The sequence below is a fragment of the Edaphobacter bradus genome, from assembly GCF_025685645.1.
Lineage (GTDB): Bacteria > Acidobacteriota > Terriglobia > Terriglobales > Acidobacteriaceae > Edaphobacter > Edaphobacter bradus.
Genome location: NZ_JAGSYF010000004.1, coordinates 307,004 through 324,328, shown reverse-complemented (window position 1 = coordinate 324,328; position 17,325 = coordinate 307,004). Strand labels below are relative to the sequence as shown.

Annotated in this window: 15 protein-coding genes; 6 read left to right on the top strand and 9 right to left on the bottom strand. The window is 61.1% G+C overall.

Features of this window, described 5'->3' with window-relative positions:
• Nucleotides 1-31: 31 nt before the first annotated feature.
• The 4 genes from OHL16_RS16370 (at nucleotide 32) to OHL16_RS16355 (ending at nucleotide 3,482) form a co-directional block, all read left to right on the top strand.
• A complete protein-coding gene (locus OHL16_RS16370; RefSeq protein ID WP_263368255.1) occupies nucleotides 32-709 on the top strand; it encodes a hypothetical protein in 678 nt (225 codons plus the stop codon).
• A 193-nt stretch (nucleotides 710-902) separates the two neighbouring features.
• Complete coding sequence (locus tag OHL16_RS16365; protein ID WP_263368254.1) at nucleotides 903-1,259, top strand: hypothetical protein; 357 nt, start codon at nucleotides 903-905, stop codon at nucleotides 1,257-1,259.
• A gap of 182 nt (nucleotides 1,260-1,441) precedes the next feature.
• Complete coding sequence (locus OHL16_RS16360) at nucleotides 1,442-3,025, top strand: DHA2 family efflux MFS transporter permease subunit (RefSeq protein ID WP_263368253.1); 1,584 nt, start codon at nucleotides 1,442-1,444, stop codon at nucleotides 3,023-3,025.
• 103 nt (nucleotides 3,026-3,128) lie between these two features.
• Nucleotides 3,129-3,482, top strand: coding sequence for a VOC family protein (locus tag OHL16_RS16355; RefSeq protein WP_263368252.1), 354 nt, complete (start codon nucleotides 3,129-3,131; stop codon nucleotides 3,480-3,482).
• A 115-nt stretch (nucleotides 3,483-3,597) separates the two neighbouring features.
• Here the strand turns inward: OHL16_RS16355 and OHL16_RS16350 are convergent, their stop codons facing one another.
• Nucleotides 3,598-5,352 carry a DUF885 domain-containing protein gene (locus tag OHL16_RS16350; protein ID WP_263368251.1) on the bottom strand — a complete coding sequence of 585 codons (1,755 nt, stop codon included), beginning with the start codon at nucleotides 5,350-5,352 and terminating at the stop codon, nucleotides 3,598-3,600.
• A 619-nt stretch (nucleotides 5,353-5,971) separates the two neighbouring features.
• Here OHL16_RS16350 and OHL16_RS16345 point away from each other — a divergent pair.
• The gene (locus OHL16_RS16345) at nucleotides 5,972-7,228 is read left to right on the top strand and encodes a YCF48-related protein (RefSeq protein WP_263368250.1); all 1,257 of its coding nucleotides are present in this window, start codon (nucleotides 5,972-5,974) and stop codon (nucleotides 7,226-7,228) included.
• 16 nt (nucleotides 7,229-7,244) lie between these two features.
• Here OHL16_RS16345 and OHL16_RS16340 read toward each other — a convergent pair whose 3' ends face one another.
• The 6 genes from OHL16_RS16340 to OHL16_RS16315 are packed head-to-tail and all read right to left on the bottom strand — an operon-like array spanning nucleotide 7,245 to nucleotide 12,978.
• Nucleotides 7,245-8,258, bottom strand: coding sequence for a type II secretion system protein (locus tag OHL16_RS16340; protein ID WP_263368249.1), 1,014 nt, complete (start codon nucleotides 8,256-8,258; stop codon nucleotides 7,245-7,247).
• A gap of 11 nt (nucleotides 8,259-8,269) precedes the next feature.
• Entirely contained in the window at nucleotides 8,270-8,881 is a 612-nt protein-coding gene (locus OHL16_RS16335) for a hypothetical protein (protein ID WP_263368248.1), read from the bottom strand.
• Complete coding sequence (locus OHL16_RS16330) at nucleotides 8,878-9,552, bottom strand: hypothetical protein (RefSeq protein WP_263368247.1); 675 nt, start codon at nucleotides 9,550-9,552, stop codon at nucleotides 8,878-8,880. Before OHL16_RS16330 ends, OHL16_RS16335 begins: the two co-directional genes overlap by 4 nt.
• A complete protein-coding gene (locus OHL16_RS16325; protein ID WP_263368246.1) occupies nucleotides 9,549-10,286 on the bottom strand; it encodes a PilN domain-containing protein in 738 nt (245 codons plus the stop codon). The genes OHL16_RS16330 and OHL16_RS16325 overlap by 4 nt, the downstream gene beginning before the upstream one ends.
• Nucleotides 10,286-11,308, bottom strand: a complete 1,023-nt coding sequence (locus OHL16_RS16320; RefSeq protein WP_263368245.1) for a type IV pilus biogenesis protein PilM — start codon at nucleotides 11,306-11,308, stop codon at nucleotides 10,286-10,288. The genes OHL16_RS16325 and OHL16_RS16320 overlap by 1 nt, the downstream gene beginning before the upstream one ends.
• Nucleotides 11,309-11,343: 35 nt before the next feature.
• A complete protein-coding gene (locus OHL16_RS16315) occupies nucleotides 11,344-12,978 on the bottom strand; it encodes a GspE/PulE family protein (protein WP_263368244.1) in 1,635 nt (544 codons plus the stop codon).
• A gap of 260 nt (nucleotides 12,979-13,238) precedes the next feature.
• Here OHL16_RS16315 and OHL16_RS16310 point away from each other — a divergent pair, with 260 nt between their 5' ends.
• Nucleotides 13,239-13,805 carry an HdeD family acid-resistance protein gene (locus tag OHL16_RS16310; RefSeq protein WP_263368243.1) on the top strand — a complete coding sequence of 189 codons (567 nt, stop codon included), beginning with the start codon at nucleotides 13,239-13,241 and terminating at the stop codon, nucleotides 13,803-13,805.
• A 3-nt stretch (nucleotides 13,806-13,808) separates the two neighbouring features.
• Here the strand turns inward: OHL16_RS16310 and OHL16_RS16305 are convergent, their stop codons facing one another.
• Together OHL16_RS16305 and OHL16_RS16300 are read right to left on the bottom strand one after the other, a co-directional pair.
• Nucleotides 13,809-15,008 (bottom strand): type II secretion system F family protein, encoded by a 1,200-nt coding sequence (locus OHL16_RS16305; protein WP_263368242.1) that lies wholly within the window; start codon nucleotides 15,006-15,008, stop codon nucleotides 13,809-13,811.
• A gap of 64 nt (nucleotides 15,009-15,072) precedes the next feature.
• Nucleotides 15,073-17,301, bottom strand: coding sequence for a xanthine dehydrogenase family protein molybdopterin-binding subunit (locus OHL16_RS16300; protein WP_263368241.1), 2,229 nt, complete (start codon nucleotides 17,299-17,301; stop codon nucleotides 15,073-15,075).
• Nucleotides 17,302-17,325: the final 24 nt, after the last annotated feature.

The window sequence follows — 17,325 nt, the reverse complement described above, 5'->3', positions numbered from 1 at the left end:
AGCCTTCGACAGCATCTCTGGAAACTGGAGTATGAACCTCGCTCAGCCCTCCACTGGCAATCCCATCTTTCAGTTTCTAGGAGCCCTCACCATTCAGGGTTCCACTGCCTCCGGCATCTTTCGGATCAATGACCCCCAATCCTCGCCGCCCTGCATTCCGGCTAACCAGGACATTCCCTTTACCGGTTCGATCGACTCCAACAATCTGCTCACCCTCACCTCGGCATCTTTTTCCGGCAGCGTTGCTACGCTCAAGATCCAGCTCCCCTTGAGCACCATTGGCAGCACCGTAAGCTCGGCCAACGGCACTGCTCAGGTCATCGGCGGACCCTGCGCTGTAGCCTCCTCTACCATCGGTGCCGAATTCGTTCCGCCCATCACAGGAACCTTCACCGGCACGCTCTACTCTTCCGACCGGTCTGTCAGCGGCCCGACAACGATCATCCTTACGCAATCTCCCGCCAACGCGGACGGCCAATTCCCTCTCTCCGGCAGCATCACCTTCAGTTCCTCCGGCTGTACCCTTTCATCGACGCTGACCGGCATGATCACAGGGCCATTCCTCAAGTTTGCTTACTCTCTCCCTGCTCCATCTGACGCTATCGCAGTCGTCGGTCTCTCGCCTGGGATGGACTTCAGCATCTACGTAGCCTCCTCAACTTCTTCCTGTGCCAGCGGCTTCTACCAGGGAGCCTTCACCCGTCAATAGTTCCCTCCTCCCCCACGGCAGGTCGTCCAGCACAATCGTCCAACGCAATCCGCGTGCCGGATTGCTAAAAGTCTTCATCGCCCGTCTGCCACCATCGAGTCATTGCGCCCATGAACCAAGAAAGTTACTCTTCCGCCTGTATCGCCTCTGAAGTCCTGCATTTTGAACAAATTCTGCTTCATGGAGCATCCCGATGCCCACCTCAAGACCCTCACGATCACCCCGCCGCCTCCCACGCCGTCTTCTTAAAGTTGCCTCTCTCGGACTAGCTGGACTAATCGCCGGTCTTCTTGCCGGCTGCAACTCCTCCAGCCTCTCCGCCAGCCTCGGCCAGCAGCAGCCCTCACCCGACACCACTCTCACCGCCAGCCGCCGCATCGAGAGCCTCGAAGTTCACCGTATCCCCACCCTGCGGCACGCTCCGGTCCCGCACTACGCCCGGCCCGTCTCCCGCCAGGCCTACGCAGCCGTCAACATGCCCGACCCTGCCCTGACAAACTTCTACCCCACTGGCCACTACAACCCGGCCCTGTCCAACATTTCGCAGTAGTTCTCCACCCTGAAATCCTTCCCCCCGGCACACCTGAACTCCTCCTGACAGGTGTGCCGCTTTTTTTTAAAACTGCAGGACTCCTCGAACCGCAAACCTGTACCTATACTGCTTAGACCACTGCTCTCAGTTTCGCCACCTACTCTGAAACCGCCCTCACTCAGAAAGGATCGGCTCCTGCAATGGCGCAGGCAACCGCAACCCTCAACCCGACCTCCGAGACCACCCACGGAGTCAATCCCTGGCTCATCGCCATGGCCGTCATGCTGGCCACCTTCATGGAGGTGCTCGACACCGCCATAGCCTCCGTAGCCCTGCCCTACATCGCCGGTTCGCTCTCCGCCTCCAACGACGAGGCCACCTGGGTCCTCACCAGCTACCTCGTCGCGAACGCCATCGTCCTTCCCGCCAGCAACTGGTTCTCGCTGCGCTTCGGCCGCAAGCGCTTCCTCATGTCCTGCGTGACCATCTTCACCATCGCCAGCTTCGCCTGCGGTGCAGCCCCCACCCTCGGTTTCATACTCCTCGCCCGCGTCATCCAGGGAGCAGGCGGCGGAGCCCTTCAGCCGCTCTCCCAGGCCATCCTCCTCGAATCCTTCCCGCCGGCCAAGCGCGGAGCCGCCATGGCCGTCTTCGCCTTCGGAGTCGTCGTCGCTCCCGTCCTTGGCCCCACTCTCGGCGGCTGGCTCACTGATACCTACTCCTGGCGCTACGCCTTCTACATCAACATCCCCGTCGGCATCCTCGCGCTCTTCATGATGAACCGATTCATCCACGACCCCAAGCACATCAGCGAAGCCAAAGCCTCCGCCTTCGACAAGATCGGCTTCGGAACGCTCGTCGTCTGGACCGGATGCCTCCAGGTCATCCTCGACAAGGGACAGGAGGACGACTGGTTCGGAGCCCTCTGGCTTCGCTGGGCCTTCCTCGCCATGATCACCGCCTTCATCTGGTGGGTCCGCCGCTCCTGGACATGCAAGGCCCCGCTAGTCGATCTCAAGGTCCTGAAGAACCGCAACTTCGCCATCGGCTGCGCCCTTATCCTCCTCTTCGGCCTCGCCATCTACTCCACCATCACCGTCCTCCCGCTCTACTTTCAGGAGCTCCTCGGCTACACCGCCTTCACCGCTGGCCTGGTCGTCGCTCCCCGCGGCATCGGAGCTATCTGCGGCACGCCGATCATCGGCTACCTCACTAATAAAGTCGAAGCCCGCTACCTGATGACCTTCGGCTTCGGAATCTTCGGCCTCACCACCCTCTACTTCGGCAACGTCACCCTCGACATCTCCCCCACCACGCTCGTTCTTCCCATCCTCATCACCGGCTTCGGACTCAGCTTTGTCTTCGTGCCCATCAACAACGCCGCCTACGGAACCCTCCGCAACGACCAGATCGGCAACGCCAGCGGCCTCTTCAACCTCATGCGCAACATCGGAGGCTCCATCGGAATCTCACTCGCACAAACCCTCCTCACCCGCCGCAGCGCCGTCCACCAGAACCTGATCATCAACTCCGTCCCGCGCTCCGGCCAGCAGTTCCAGAACTCCCTCCAACTGGTCACTCAGTTCCTCACCGGATGGTACGGTCACTCGAACGCCGCTGCTCCCGCCCAGACCACCATGTACCAGCAACTGCAGCGCCAGGCCTCCAACTGGGCCTTCGTCGACGTCTTCCGCTGGCTCTCGGTCCTCTGCTTCCTTTGCGTCATCGTCGTCTGGACCCTCAAGAAGGTCACGCCCGGCAAAGGCCCCGCCGGAGCCCACTAACTCTGTCACAAATCCTCAGAATTTCACCCTACCTTGACACACAAACGCCTATCCCAGCGAGTAGCATGATTCCGCTCTCAATCCCCCCGAGAAAGGAATTCTCATGCCACAGCCCTTCGTTCATCTCGAGCTCAACACTCCCGACCTCGCCAAAGCCAAGGACTTCTACGGCCAGCTCTGCGGCTGGACCTTCGAGGACAACCCCATGCCCATGGGCGTCTACTCGCTCTTCAAGCCCGACACCGGCCCCGGCGGCGGCATGTACACCATGGCCGGAGCCCCCACCGCCTGGCTCCCCTACATCGGCGTCGACAACATCAAGACCGCAACCGACAAGGCCACCTCGCTCGGCGCGAAGGTCATCGTCAACAATCAGGAGGTACCCGGTCACGGCTGGATGTCCGTCCTCGTCGACCCCACCGGAGCCGCCATCGCCCTCTGGCAAGCCAAAGCGTAGCCATCTATCGTAAGCCCAGGGTTCGCGTTCTGGAGCCTGCGGCCCCCCAGCCATGGACAGTCGGCTGCACAGGTCTCGATTCTGAGACCTGTGCAGTACTCCATCCGGCGGCGTCTTACTTCTGCGAGGGGATGAACTCCTCCATCACAGCCTTTCGCATCAGGTCAGGCGGCAGCAGACCCTGCGCCAGGATGAAGTCATGGAACCTCTTCTGGTCGAACTTCGTCCCCAGCGCGGCTTCGGTCTCTTTGCGCAGTTCAAGCAGCCTCGTATAGCCGTAAAAATAGCTGTTCGCCTGCCCTGGAGCGCGATAGGTAAACCGTTCCACCTCTTCAGTCGCAAACGCATGCGAGAGCACCACGTCCTTCTCCAGCACCCGATACGCATCTGCCGGCGTCACCTTCCCCGACTGCAGCTCCGGATCGAGAAACGCCCGCGCCGCTCTCAGCAGTCGCAGGTCCAGCGACATTAACTGCCCCTCCCGCGGCATGTACGGCTTCGTGATGTACTCCGCGTACAAGCCCCAGCCCTCGACATCGGTCGAGTTGAACGCAAACAGTGCCCGCGCCTGGCTCACTCCATGCTCCACCATCGAGTCGAACTGCAACTCATGCCCCGGCCGCGCCTCATGCGCCGTCAGCGTCCACGCCACAGCATCGAAGGTGAAGTCGTCATATTTGTCCTCTGCGCCCCCCGTGGCCGAAGGAATGTTCAGCGGCAGCACAAACTCCCCCCTCTGCCCCGTGTTGTGCAGGAACGGCGGAGGCGTCATATGCGGCGCCGGCTGCTGCGCCGTCTCTGCCGCTGTCGCCAGCCGGATAATTGCCGGACGGTCCGGCAGCGTAACCAGGTTCTTGTCCCGAATCACCGCCTCGATCTCATGCAGCCGCTTCTCATAAAACGGCAGAATCGCATCGCCAGTAATCTGCGTCTTTTTGAGCTCCGCGATCACGTCGCGATAATCGCTCGAAGCCCATCCATGCTGCTTCGCAATCTGCGCCGCCAGCGGAGCCATCTCCGCCTGGTACTCCGCAAACGCCTTGTGCGCCATCGATGCAATCTGTGCTGGAGGAATATCGATCCCGTAGCTTTCGAAGTTCAACGCATACTCTTCAGGTGGAAGCCGGAAGTCCGTCCGCGCCTTGGGCAGAATCGTCACCTTCACCCACGCGTCATACTCCTCGAGTTCCGTCTTCAACTTCGCGTAAGGCTCCTCCCACCCCGTCAGCTTGTACTTCGTAAACAGAGCCGCGATCCCGTCCACATAGTTCTGGTTGCGCCCGAGTTCCGTCTCCACTTCGGTCTTCGACGGATAGAGCACTCCCGGCTTGGCAATCTGCTCCATCTCCCGCTGCTTCAGCAGCTCCGTATACGGCTTGAAGCCCGGTTCCACGCCCGCGTACTTGCGTAGCCGCACCACGGCATCAGGCCGGCGTTCCGCGGCCACCTGGTCATCGAGCAGTCCCCTCAGTCCACCGAACACCGCCTGGCTCGCATTGAAGAACGGAACATCATGCGCCAGCCCGTAGTCCTGTTGCCGGAACTGCAGGTTGAAATGCTTCTGCAGTATCTCCAGGTCCTGAACGACATTCCTGTCCGTCTCCTTCTCCAGCTGCGCTTTCAGCTTCGCCAGAACTGCCTCAAGCTCCTTCCGCTCGGCCATCTCATCGGCCAGCGTCGGATTGCTGATCAGTTTGTCGAACTGCACCAGCCCCTGCCGCGATCCGCGCTCCGGACGATGCTTCAACTGCACATCCAACAGAATCCGGGTATAGCCATTACTCTTCGCAATCCACGCTTGATTGGGTGCCTGTTGCGCCATCGCCGTCACTGCAGCCGCCACAAAAAACGCGGCAACGATCTGCCTCATTCAGTTCTCCTAAAACGCAAAGCTGTGTCCCCCAACTATACCTATCCACTCCAATACGCGATCAGTTTGCAGTGCTGTCCTGGTTTCATTCCGCAGCAGCGCGGAGGAATCTGGTGTTGCTGTTGCTGTTGCTGTTGCCGTTGCAGTTGGCAACTGCAGCTTGGTGCCCCAAGGCTTCAGAGTGTGCTGAAAAAACCGGTTTTGCTTAAGGGCACGGCTTCAGCCGTGCCGCAAATGCTCTGGTTTTAGTGCGGCTTTAGCCGCTGAGGTACGCTTTACGCCTTGAGCTCCACGATGAAGCCCAACCACATGTATTCAAGGCACTTACAAGTCTCTCCGCCAAATTCCTCAGCAAATCGCATGTCAAGCCCCATAACCACCTAACCTAATAAAAACAAGCCACATACAAGTGGCAGAACAGTTCCCCTTCATCCGCTAAAATAGAACCAGAAAGAAAAGGCCCGGGAGAGATCCCGGGCCTATCTATTTTATTTTCTATACTTTGAAAATAACTCTTTTAGATGGAATATTTTGCACAGGAAGTCCGAGGATAACTCAAATAGATTGAATATTTTGCACAAAAACAGGGGAGGGATACCCCTAACCGAAAGGACCAAAGATGCCAGCCAGCACCCACATCCCGGTACCGTACACTGCGAGCACGATGCTGAGTTCGTTTTTCGCTTGTCATTCCGCAGCGCAGCGGAGGAATCTGCTTTTCGTACTGGGCCTCTGCCTCCTCCCCACAACCCTTCGCGCCCAATGGGACCTCCAGGACTCCCACACCACCGCAAGCCTGCGCGGAATCCACAACGCAGGCGGAGGAGTCGCCTGGGCCAGCGGAACCAACGGCACCGTCCTCCGCACCGAAGACGGAGGCTACCTCTGGCAGACCTGCACCACCCCACCCGGAGCCGAACACCTCGACTTCCGCGGTATCCAGGCCTTCGACGAAAACACCGCCATCGTCATGTCCTCAGGCAAAGGAGACCTCTCCCGCCTCTACAAAACTACCGACGGCTGCAAATCCTGGAAACTCGTCTTCACCAACCCAGACAAAGAAGGCTTCTGGGATGCATTCTGGATGAAGGCCCTCAACGGCGAAGGGATGTTGATTGGCGATCCAGTCGATGATCGATTCGCTGTCTTTGAAACAAAGGACGGCGGGACCAGTTGGCACCAGGATCAGAGCCGGTCATTGCATTTGCACGGGATGTCACTCGGAGCTTTCGCAGCCAGCAATAGCTCGTTAGGCAAAGCCGATCGCGGCAATGGGGATACGCGAGGCCCCGGCGTGGATTTTTTTCCGGGTTTCGTGACGGGCGGCAAAGACGGAGCGTTTCTGTTTGAACGATGGGAAGGCCCATCGCATTCAAAAGCTCGATATGGACGAGGATTACCCGGCTGGCCACATCCGGATTGGAGCCCTCGCAGGATTCCCGTTGCAGCAGGAGCAGATAGCGCGGGAGCATTCGCACTTGCCCTCCGGTTTACTGGCTCTCCTTGTCAGGATTGCGGATTCGGTGCATATTGGCACCTCGTTGCTGTCGGTGGCGACTATGCGAAATCCGACGTGGGTATAGGTACGGCTGCATTCTCAGCTAACGACGGGGGCTGGACCTGGACCGCCGCAACCACCCCACCCCACGGCTACCGCAGCGCAGTAGGCTATGACTCAAAAACAAATACCTGGATCACCGTAGGCCCCAACGGAACCGACATCTCCCGCGACGACGGCAAAAACTGGACTGCCTTCAAACCCGGCCCGCTCGACCCACCCGACGCCGACAAGAACTGGAACGCCCTCTCGCTCCCCTTCGTCGTAGGCCCCAACGGCCGCATCGGCAAGCTCCGCGGAGACGCCCTCAAGCCCTGACAGGTAGCAGCGCCGCTTACTGCTGGGGCGTAGTACTCCCGCTCGGAGGCGTCGTGCCCGTGGGCGAGCTACCGGTCCCTGATCCACTCGTTCCCGGCGTGTTCCCGAACCCGCTCGAACCTGTCCCAAAGCCACCCGAACCAGTCCCAAAGCCGCCCGAACCGGTCCCGAACCCGCCCGAACTCGATCCGAAGCCGCTGCTGCTGTTCGCAGGCGCACCGCCAAGCAGCGCAGCCTTCGCGCCCATCTGCTCGATGAGCGGATCGTAGAGAAACTCCCACTTCCGGTACGAGGTCTGCTCGTTCAGCACCGTAATCGAGTCGCCGTCCTTCGGAATCCCGACTCCGACAAACGGCGCTCCGCCGCCCGTAAACGTCGACGCCGACTGGCTCGTAATCCCGCCCGTCGAGCTCGACGAATCCGAGCTTCCCGAAGAACCCGAAGTACCCGAAAAACTCGAAATCCCGCCAGTCGATCCACCGCCAGTCGATCCACTAGCTCCACCCAGTGTTGTCCCGATGGAAACGCCACCGCCAATACCGCCGCCCCCCGGCGAGGTTGACGATCCATACGCCGAAGTTGACCCGGTCGGGCTGTTGGCGCCGATTCCCGACGAATTCGCCGCGGCCGACCCCAACCCACCCGTACTGCCCGGAAGGCCCGCCAGCGGCTGGCCAAAGAATCCCTTCACCGTGGTCTTCTGCTCGCCATAGTGGATCAGCCGCCAATCGACCTTGCCGGTCATCGGATCGACATACTTTTGGCGCAGAAAGCGGATATTGTTCGACTTCTCCAACTGCTCCATTGAAGTCGGATAATGATTCCCGTTCTTGATGTAGAACCGCCGGATCGCCTGCACGTACTGATTGCCGCGATGAATCGCCTCAACCTCGCGTTCGCGCCGCAGATTCTGCGCGACCTTAGGAGCCGCAACACTCAGCACCAGCAGGACCAGGAAGATCGCAACAATCATCGCCAGCAGCATGAAACCCTGCTCACCGTCGCGCGTTGTTGTCCTCGTCTGCTCCATCGCGTCCTCGCTCAACGCGCAATCAGCGGCAGCGTCTGCTGATTGCTGTTTGCCAGGTCTTCCACCACAACCGAGTTCGCCATAACCGTAAGCACTCTATACCGGCGCTGCACGATGTCGCCATCACCGGCCAGAAAGACATCATCGCCCTTCAGCAGCAGCGCACGCCGCTTCCCGTTCGCCGTCGTCTCCACGCCGAAGAACTTCAGATCGATCGGCGGAGGCGGAGGCGGTCCAAAAGGAGCCGTAGCCACCGGCGTCAGAGGAGCCTTCGGTCGCACAGGAGCGATGGGCTTCGGAATCACCGGCATCGAAGCCGACGAGAAGATGTTCCTTCCCGTCCCCGAATACACCAGCGACTCAGTCACCAGCATCGGCCCCATCTTCAGCGTCGGATCAAGCTGTGCCGACGTCGTCCCCACATTCACCGCAACACCACCCGTAGTCTTCGCAGCTTTCGCAGGCGCAGCCGGCTTCGCCGTCGACACCACCGCGGGAGCAGCAGGCTGAGGAGCATCCGAAACCATCAGCGACGAGTAGATGTACCAAGCTGCCCCGAGCCCAAGCCCACCGACCACAGCCAGAATCCCCAGCTTCTTCCTGTCCTCGGTTCCAATCCTCATCGCGGCTCACCTCCGCTGGCGGAGTCATCCGCCGTCGGCTGCAAGACGCTCTTCTCCGAGCTTTCCTTGGCCGTAGCAGGCCGCAGAAAGGTCGTCAGCTTCAGCCGCAGCCCTACAGTCCCGCTCTGTTGGCCTGTCAGCGCGACTCCGTTAATCAGGAAGAAGGTCTTATCGCGCTCCAGCCCATTCACAAACAGCACCAGCGCGCGATAGTCGCCGCTCAGGCTCGCATCCATGCGAACCTCAGTGAGCTCGCCCGCGCTGTGCTCGAGCAACGGAGACTCCGCGTACTGCACGCGCGTCAGCTTCACGTCCTGCTTCTTCGCCAGCATGCCCAGCTCTCCGGCGACCTGCGAATAGGCAAAGGGCAGCCGTCGCTGATAGAACCTGTCCGCGTCCTCATTGGCCAGCTTCAACTTTTCGTCGAGCCCCTCAAGCGGCCTCCTCGCAATCTCGGCGGCCTGCATCGCCACCCGCTGCTGCGCCAGCGCTGCCTCATCCTGGCCCTGCGCCGCGCGCCACGCAAACGCCATGTGCGCCAGCAGGTACAGATTCACCAGCGCCAGCGCGGCCACACCTGCGTAGCACAGATTCAGCTTCGTCAGCAGCGAACGCGTCTTCTCCGAGACGCCCTGCATCCCCATCACCGCGCTCCGCGTCATCTCCGTCATCGCGCACCGCCCAGGAGCGCCCGCTGCTTCGGCGGAGCGGCCTTTGCGCCACGCTGCCTTCGCGACACCGTCTTCGGAGCCTCGTCCCCAGCATCCGCTTCCTCTGAAGCCACAGCCTTCACGGCCTTCACCGAAGCCGCAGGAAGCGGGTTGTACCCGCTCAGAATCTCAAACTCCACCGCGCCCGGCACCGTCGGCACCGCAGACGCTGTGCGCCCGCTCTCCTGCGCCTGCGCCGCCTCACCTGCAAGCCTTGGAGCGACGAACCGCTGCGAGGTCTCAAGGTTCCTCACCAGCTGCACCGCGCGATCACGCTCTCCGCTCACCCGCAGCCGGATGTTCACCCCGCCCTCCTTCGACACCGAAGGCTCAATGCTCGTCACCTGGACGCCAGTCGGGAGCACCTTCTCCAGGTCCATCATCACCGCCGTCCAGCTGAAGCTCTTCCCAGCAAACAGCGCGTTCAGAAACTGGCTGCGCTCGAGCACCGCCATGTTCTGCGGCTGATGCATCCTCGCCTCATTCCTCTGCCGCTGCTGCTGATACTCCTGCGTCTTCGCCTTCAGCTCATCCATCTGCGCCTGGGCAGCCTTCGCCTTCATATCCAGCGCACGCAGGCCAAACCACAGCCCCACTGCCAGCAGCGCAAGCCCCACCATCGCCAGCCGCAGCCGCGCAAACAGAGGCCGCAGTTCGACAAATGGCCGTGTCGCAAGATTGACAGAGACTCGCATTAGTCCTTCAACGCTCCTCTCACGCCGGCCAGCCAGCTTCGCGGTGTTGTCGCAGTCGCAGCGCCAGCCTGCAGCATCCCGGCGTCCACCATCTCCCGCACCAGCAGTCCACCGATCCCGCTCTCCTCCATCATCGCGGCCAGCCGCTCGGCTCCCAATGGTCCTGCCGAAACAATGACTCGCGGCGAAACCTGGAGCGTGTCCTCAAAGTAGGCTGCGGCCACATTTACCTCCTGCACGACCTCATTGGCTTCAGCCGCGCCAACCAGTTCGTGCAACTCCTGGGCCTTCAAGACTAAGCTCTGCATCGAAGCTTCTGCGTCCAGCCGACCAGCCTCGTGCTGCTCCGGGACCGGCTCGCTAACATCTACCGTCATATCCAGCGAACGGTGCAGCAGGAGCACTCCGCTCTTCACAATCGCCGTCGTCACTCCGCAGTGCCCTGCATTGACCACCAATGTCGCATCGTCCGACACCTCCAACCCGGCAAGCGCGGCCAGAGTGCTCGGCAACACCGCACCCGGCAGATATCCCGCCGCGGTCACCACTCCCTCGTACTCCGCCAGAACATCCCGCGGCATCGCAACAACCAGCACACTGACAGAGTTCTTTGCGCTTGACATCACCTGATAGGTCACTGCCGCATCGTCAGCATCAAAGGGCACCAGCTTCTTCAGCCGGAACCGTACCACCGGAAGCGCTTCGGCCGCGCTTCCCGGCAGCTCGTCAAACTCCAGCAACAGTACCCGCACCGCGGCATCGGGCACCACCACCGTGACATTGCGTCCATTGCCCGCAGACACGGCATCCAGAGCGGACCGCGTCGCTGCCACCACGCCGCCCCGGTCGGCGAGGTTTCCCGTCTTCAGGCAAGGCGCTACGGCGCCCTCGCGCAACTCGGCACGGGACACCGCAGCCAGCATCGCCGAGGCATCCTCGGCACGCGCCGCTACCACGCCCTCCGGCCTTATCTCGACAGCCAGCCGAGGCCGCGTTCCTAAACTCGTCGGCAGTATCTGCATTCCGTCCTAGCTTACCTGTTCCTGGGTTCCCCGCCTTACCGCCCCGACTCAATAAACGTAACTTTATTGATCTCTTTCAAAGTCGTCACCCCGGCCCGGACCCTGTCCAACGCGGAATCGCGCAGGAAATCCATTCCCTTGTCACGAGCCTTCTTCCTGATCTCGCTTCCCGGCTTCTTCGCCAGCAGCATCTCACGAATCTCGTCATCCAGTTCGAGCAATTCGTGGATCGCCGAGCGTCCGCGATAGCCCGTGCCGCCGCACTCGATGCAGCCTGCGCCCTCACGGAACCGGAAGCCGCGCCACTCCGCCGGCTCCAGCCCGCTGGCCAGCAGAGTCGCATCGTCGTAGTACACATCGCGAGCGCAGAGCTCGCAGATCTGCCGCACCAGCCGCTGTGCAAGGATGCAGTTGAGCGCCGAGACGAAGTTATATGGCTCCACGCCCATGTTGAGGAAGCGCCCCAATACATCGACGACGTTATTTGCGTGAACCGTCGTGAACACCAGGTGCCCTGTCAGAGCCGAGTTGATTGCGATCTGCGCCGTCTCCGCATCGCGGATCTCGCCGACGAGGATCTTGTCCGGGTCATGACGCAGAATCGACCGCAGCCCGCGCGCAAACGTCAGCCCTTTCTTCTCATTCACTGGAATCTGCGTGATGCCGCGAATCTGGTACTCGACCGGGTCCTCGATGGTGATGATCTTGTCTTCTTCCGACTTGATCTCGTTCAGCGCGGCATACAGAGTGGTCGTCTTGCCGGACCCGGTCGGCCCGGTTACCAGCACCATGCCGTACGGCTCCTTGATGTACCTCCGGAACCGCTCCAGGTCCTTCTCCGCAAACCCTACCACTTCGAGCGAGAGCTTCTTGAACTTCTCGCTCATCGACTCCTTATCGAGCACACGCAGCACAGCGTTCTCGCCGTGGACGGTGGGCATGATGGACACGCGGAAGTCGATCAGGCGGCCCTTGTAGCGCACGCGGAAGCGTCCGTCCTGGGGGACGCGGCGCTCGGCGATGTCGAGCTCGCTCATGACCTTGATGCGAGAGAGGATGGTCTGATGATGCTCGCGCGCAATGGGCGCCATCGCCTGCTGCAGCACACCGTCAATACGGTACTTCACCAGCAGTGAGTCGTCGAAGGTCTCGAGGTGGATATCCGAGGCTCGCCGTTCGAGCGCGGTAAAGATGGTCGTATCCACAAGCCGGATGATCGGCGAGATATCGTCCTCGCTGGTCAGGCGCTCGATCGAGATGTTCTCTTCGAGATTGTCCTCGCTTGAGAGCACGTCGAAGGCCAACCCCTCGCTCGCCTCCTCGAGCACCCGCTGCGACTGCTCGTTCTTCTTCAGAAGCTCCGTAATCTGGCTGAGCGTCGCGACGCGGGTAATCAGCCGCGCGCCAAGCAAGCCCGAGATCTCGTCCAGCACCATCAGCTTCGACGGGTCGCTCACCGCAATCGCCAGCCGGTTGCCTACCTGCTCCAACGGAACGAAGTTGTAGCGGAACATCATGTCCACGGGCACGCGCTTGAAGAGCTCATGCTGGATCTTGAAGTTCTTCAAGTCTACAAACTCTGCGTGATAGCGGTGCGCCAGTGCCTGCGCGCGCGCTCCCTCATCCACACCCGTTTCGCTCAACGGTATTGCCAGCGGAACATTTCCCATACCCGTAAGACTCCCTGTCCTTAACAACCGTTACCTGTGCTCACATCCCCCAAAAGACGCAGGCACGGGCAAGTTCCCCCTACCCAACCTCTGGAACCAAAGAATCAAAAGCTTGCAGCGAAACCAGATATCGCAAAACAACCAGACCGGCTCTTCTGACCATCCTACTATCGCGACACAAACATAAGATACGAATAGCCATAGCTCCAGCCGCACTGCCCCGGGACGAAAACCTATTCTCGACACGGAGGATTTGCCTCATGAGCAGTTCGCCCAGCACCCCGCTCGCAGCCATGGCGCACCGGTCCATCAACTGGTCTATCTTCCTCAGCGTGCTGCTTATCCTCGCTGGCTTCCTGGGCCTGGTCGCCCCGGGGATCTCTGGCCTCGGCGTCACGCTCTTCTTCGGCTGGCTGCTCACCGTCAGCGGCGCCACCCACCTTATCTTCGCCTGGAAGGTCCACACCACCGGCCGCACTCTATGGGAGCTTCTCGTTGGCCTCGTCTATCTCTTCGCCGGAATCTACCTCATCCTGCATCCGGTCGCGGGCCTGCTCACCCTGACTCTCCTGCTGGCCGCCTACCTTCTGTTCGAGGGCATCTTCGAGCTCATCCTTGGCTTCCGGCTTCGCCCGCACGCGGGCTGGGGTTGGACGCTCTTCGACGGCGTTGTCACCCTCGTGCTCTCCTTCATGATCTGGCGCACGTGGCCTTTCAGCACTGTCTGGGCCATCGGGACTCTGGTCGGCATCAGCATGCTCTTCAGCGGATTCTCCCGGCTGATGCTCTCGCTGTCGGCGCGTCGCGTTCTCAAGCAGGCGTCTTAGCCTTTACTGACTCACACCACCCGCGCTCAAGCTGAAGATCGGCAGATACAGCGCAATCAGGATTGTCACCACGACCACGCCCATAATGATCAGGATCATAGGCTCGATCAGGCTCATGGCTGCTGTCAGGTTCGTCTGCACATCCTCTTCAAAGAACTCCGCCACCGAGTTCAGCATCTGCGGCAGCGCGCCGGTCGACTCGCCCACCTCGATCATCTCGATAGCCAGCTCGGGAAAAACCTTCGTCTGCTGCAGGCTCGCGGAGAGCCCTTTGCCCTCGCGCACCGTCTCCACAGAACGAAACACCGCGCTCCCCACCTGTCGCGAATCGATCGACTTCGCCGCCGTCTCGAGCGACGGCACCAGCGGCAATCCTCCCGTCAGCAGCGTTGACAGCGTCCGCGAAAACAAGCCTACCTGGTACTTCAGCCACACCGGGCCAAACACTGGCAGCCCGATCCGGATCCTGTCCACCACCATCGCTCCGGCCTCGGTCTTCATCCATCGCCACAGCAGATAACCTACCAGCGCTACCACCAGGGCCGCGTAGATTCCGTATTGCTGCGCCCTGCGTCCGAGATCCAGCAGGAACGTCGTCAGCGCCGGAAGATGGGTGCCGAGCTGCTCATAGAGTTGCGCAAACCGCGGCACGACAAATGTGATCAGAAAGATGAACAGCCCGATCACCATGACAATCAGCAGCGCCGGATAGATCAGGCTCGCCTTCAGCTTCTTGCGGAACGTCAGCGAGACCCGCTGGAAGTCCAGAAACCGCTGCAGCACCTCTTCGAGATTGCCTGACCGCTCGCCGGCCAGCAGCGTCGTCGTATATACAACGGGAAAGCCGCCCTGCGCCTCGAACGCCTGCGAGATCGACTCACCTGTCTTCACCCTCGCGGCGACGTCCTCAAGCTGCGCCCGGAAGTTGAGGTTCTTCTGCCGCCGTGCCAGCAGCTCCAACGACCCCAGAATCGGCAACCCCGCGCGGATCAGCGTCAGAAACTGCTGGTTGAAGATCAGGAACGTCTCGAGCTTGACCTTCTTTGGGCCTGTACCGCCCAGAAGCCCCTTCTCCTTCACGGAGTAGACGTAGTATCCCGCCTGCGTAAACCGCGAGCGCAGCTCCTCGGCGGTCGCAGCCATGTGGGTCTGCTCCTGCACCCGCCCCCGCTCATCCGCCAGCCTGACGACAAACTCGTTCATAGAAAGATTCAGCCGCCCGACGCGACGGCTGATTTCATCTTAGACGTTCCTTCTGCGATTCCGGCTACGTCCGTTCCTGCGAGGGCAACAGAAGGTCCTCAATCCTCACCGGAAGGTCGCGCACGCGCACGCCGGTCGCGTGATAGACCGCCGAGGTAATCGCGGGGGCGATTCCCGCGAGGCCTATCTCTCCCACGCCCCGGGCGCCCAACTCATTGATCACCGTGTCCGGATGGTCAAGAAAGGTGACATCGATCTCCGGCGAGTCCGCGTTCGTCGCTACCATGTAGTCGGCAAGGTTATTGTTCAGCGGAGCGCCATAACGGCTGTCGTAGTTCGTCTTCTCGAACATCGCCATCCCGACTCCCATCACGATGGCTCCCTCGATCTGGTTCCGCGCCGGCTTCGGGTTCAGAATTCTCCCCGCGTCGATCACCGAGACCACTCGTGACACGCGCAGCCGCCCAGTCTCAGGCTGCCAGGTTACCTCGACAAACTGCGCCCCAAAGGAGTGCGTCGAAAACTTCCGGCCCGATTCGCCAAATACTCCTCCTGACCTTCCGCGCCCTGAAGCAGAATGAAGATTGTTCTTTGTCAGAATCTCGGCGAAGCCCACACCCGTCTCAGGCGCCTGGTCCTTCAAATGCACACGTCCTTGGGTGAACACCAGGTCCCCGGGCTTCTTACCGGCGAACGGCCCATCGCTGCGGCTCGTTGCCGCCCTCAGAACCGTCTGCTGCGCCCGCTCAACCGCCTGCGACACCGCCGGGATCACCGAAGCCGTCGCCGCCGAGCCGCCCGAGATCGGCCCCGGCGGCAGCCGTGTGTCGCCGAGCACCACCTCGATCTTCTCGGTCGGAATCCCCGTCTTCTCCGACACAACCAGCGCCAGCACCGTATAGGTTCCTGTGCCGATATCCTGCGTCGCACTCGCGACCCGCACCGTGCCATCGTCGCGAAGCTCTACTGTGGCCTCGCAGTCCATGCGCCCTGCACCCCACGAACAGCCCGCGACACCCCAACCCAGCACCAGCCCATCGCGCTTCATCGAACCCACCTGCGGAGTCCGCTTCGACCACCCGAACTTCTCCGCGCCAACATTCAGGCACTCGACAAAGTGCCGTGAAGAAAACGGCAGATTGAGCCCCTCGTCCTTCTCCGGCTCATTCAGAAGCCGCAGCTTCACCGGATCCATATTGAGCTTTACCGCAAGCTCATCGACCGCGCTCTCGAGCGCAAACAGCCCCGGCACGGCGCCGGGCCCGCGCATCGGGGTCGGCGTACCTACATTGCGGCGAACGAGCGAAGAGGTGGCTCGCAGGTTCGGCGTGCTGTAGCTGAACGCCGTCACCTCGCTGCAGCCCTCGCTGTAGTCGTCGAGGATCGATGTGTGATTCAGCGAATCATGCATCAATGCGACCAGCTTGCCGTCGGCATTCGCGCCCAGCCGAACTCTCTGCTGCGTACGCGGCCTGTGTCCCACGTTCTGGAACATCATGTTGCGGGCCAGCACCAGCTTCACCGGCCGGTTGAGGTTTCGCGCCGCGCAGGCTGCAATTGCGCAATGCGTCCACGGCCACAACTTACCTCCGAACCCAGAGCCCAGAAACCGCGAGATGACGCGAACATTCTCCGGCGGCACACCAAGCATCTCCGCCATCACCGCGCGATGATTCACGACCGCCTGCGAGGTCTCATACAGGGTGAAACTCTGCCCGTCCCACACCGCAACGCTCGCATGCAGCTCGATGGGATTGTGGGTCTCTACCGGAGTGCCGTACGTCTCGTCCACCTTCACCGGCGCGGACGCGAACGCAGCATCAGGGTCGCCGCGATGGCTGTCCACATCCGGTTTTTCGTCGGTCGCCAGATGGTCGGTCACATCGAACTTGTCCGCCTTGTACGTGACCTTCACGGCCCTGGCAGCAGCCACTGCCTGCTCGAAGGTCTGTGCCACCACTGCGGCGACGTACTGCCCGTAGTAGCGGATCGTGTCGTCCTCAAACGGTGGCCGCCGCTCATCGAGAATCCCGTTTGACGGAGCCACGCGGAAGATCTTTCCAATGTTCGCGCGGTGATAAACCGCCTTCACACCAGGCATAGCCTCGGCGCGCGTTGTATCGAGAGTGGCAATCGTACCGCTCGCGATCGTCGCACACACCGGCACCGCGTACAGCATCCCCGGCAGATTGTGATCTGACGTATACATCGCTGTGCCGCTCACCTTCAGCGGGCCATCCACGCGCGGCAGTCCGCCATTCGTCTTTGGAGGAAGTGTCTGAGTCGTTGCCATGAATCGAATCTCCTCTGGTGTTGC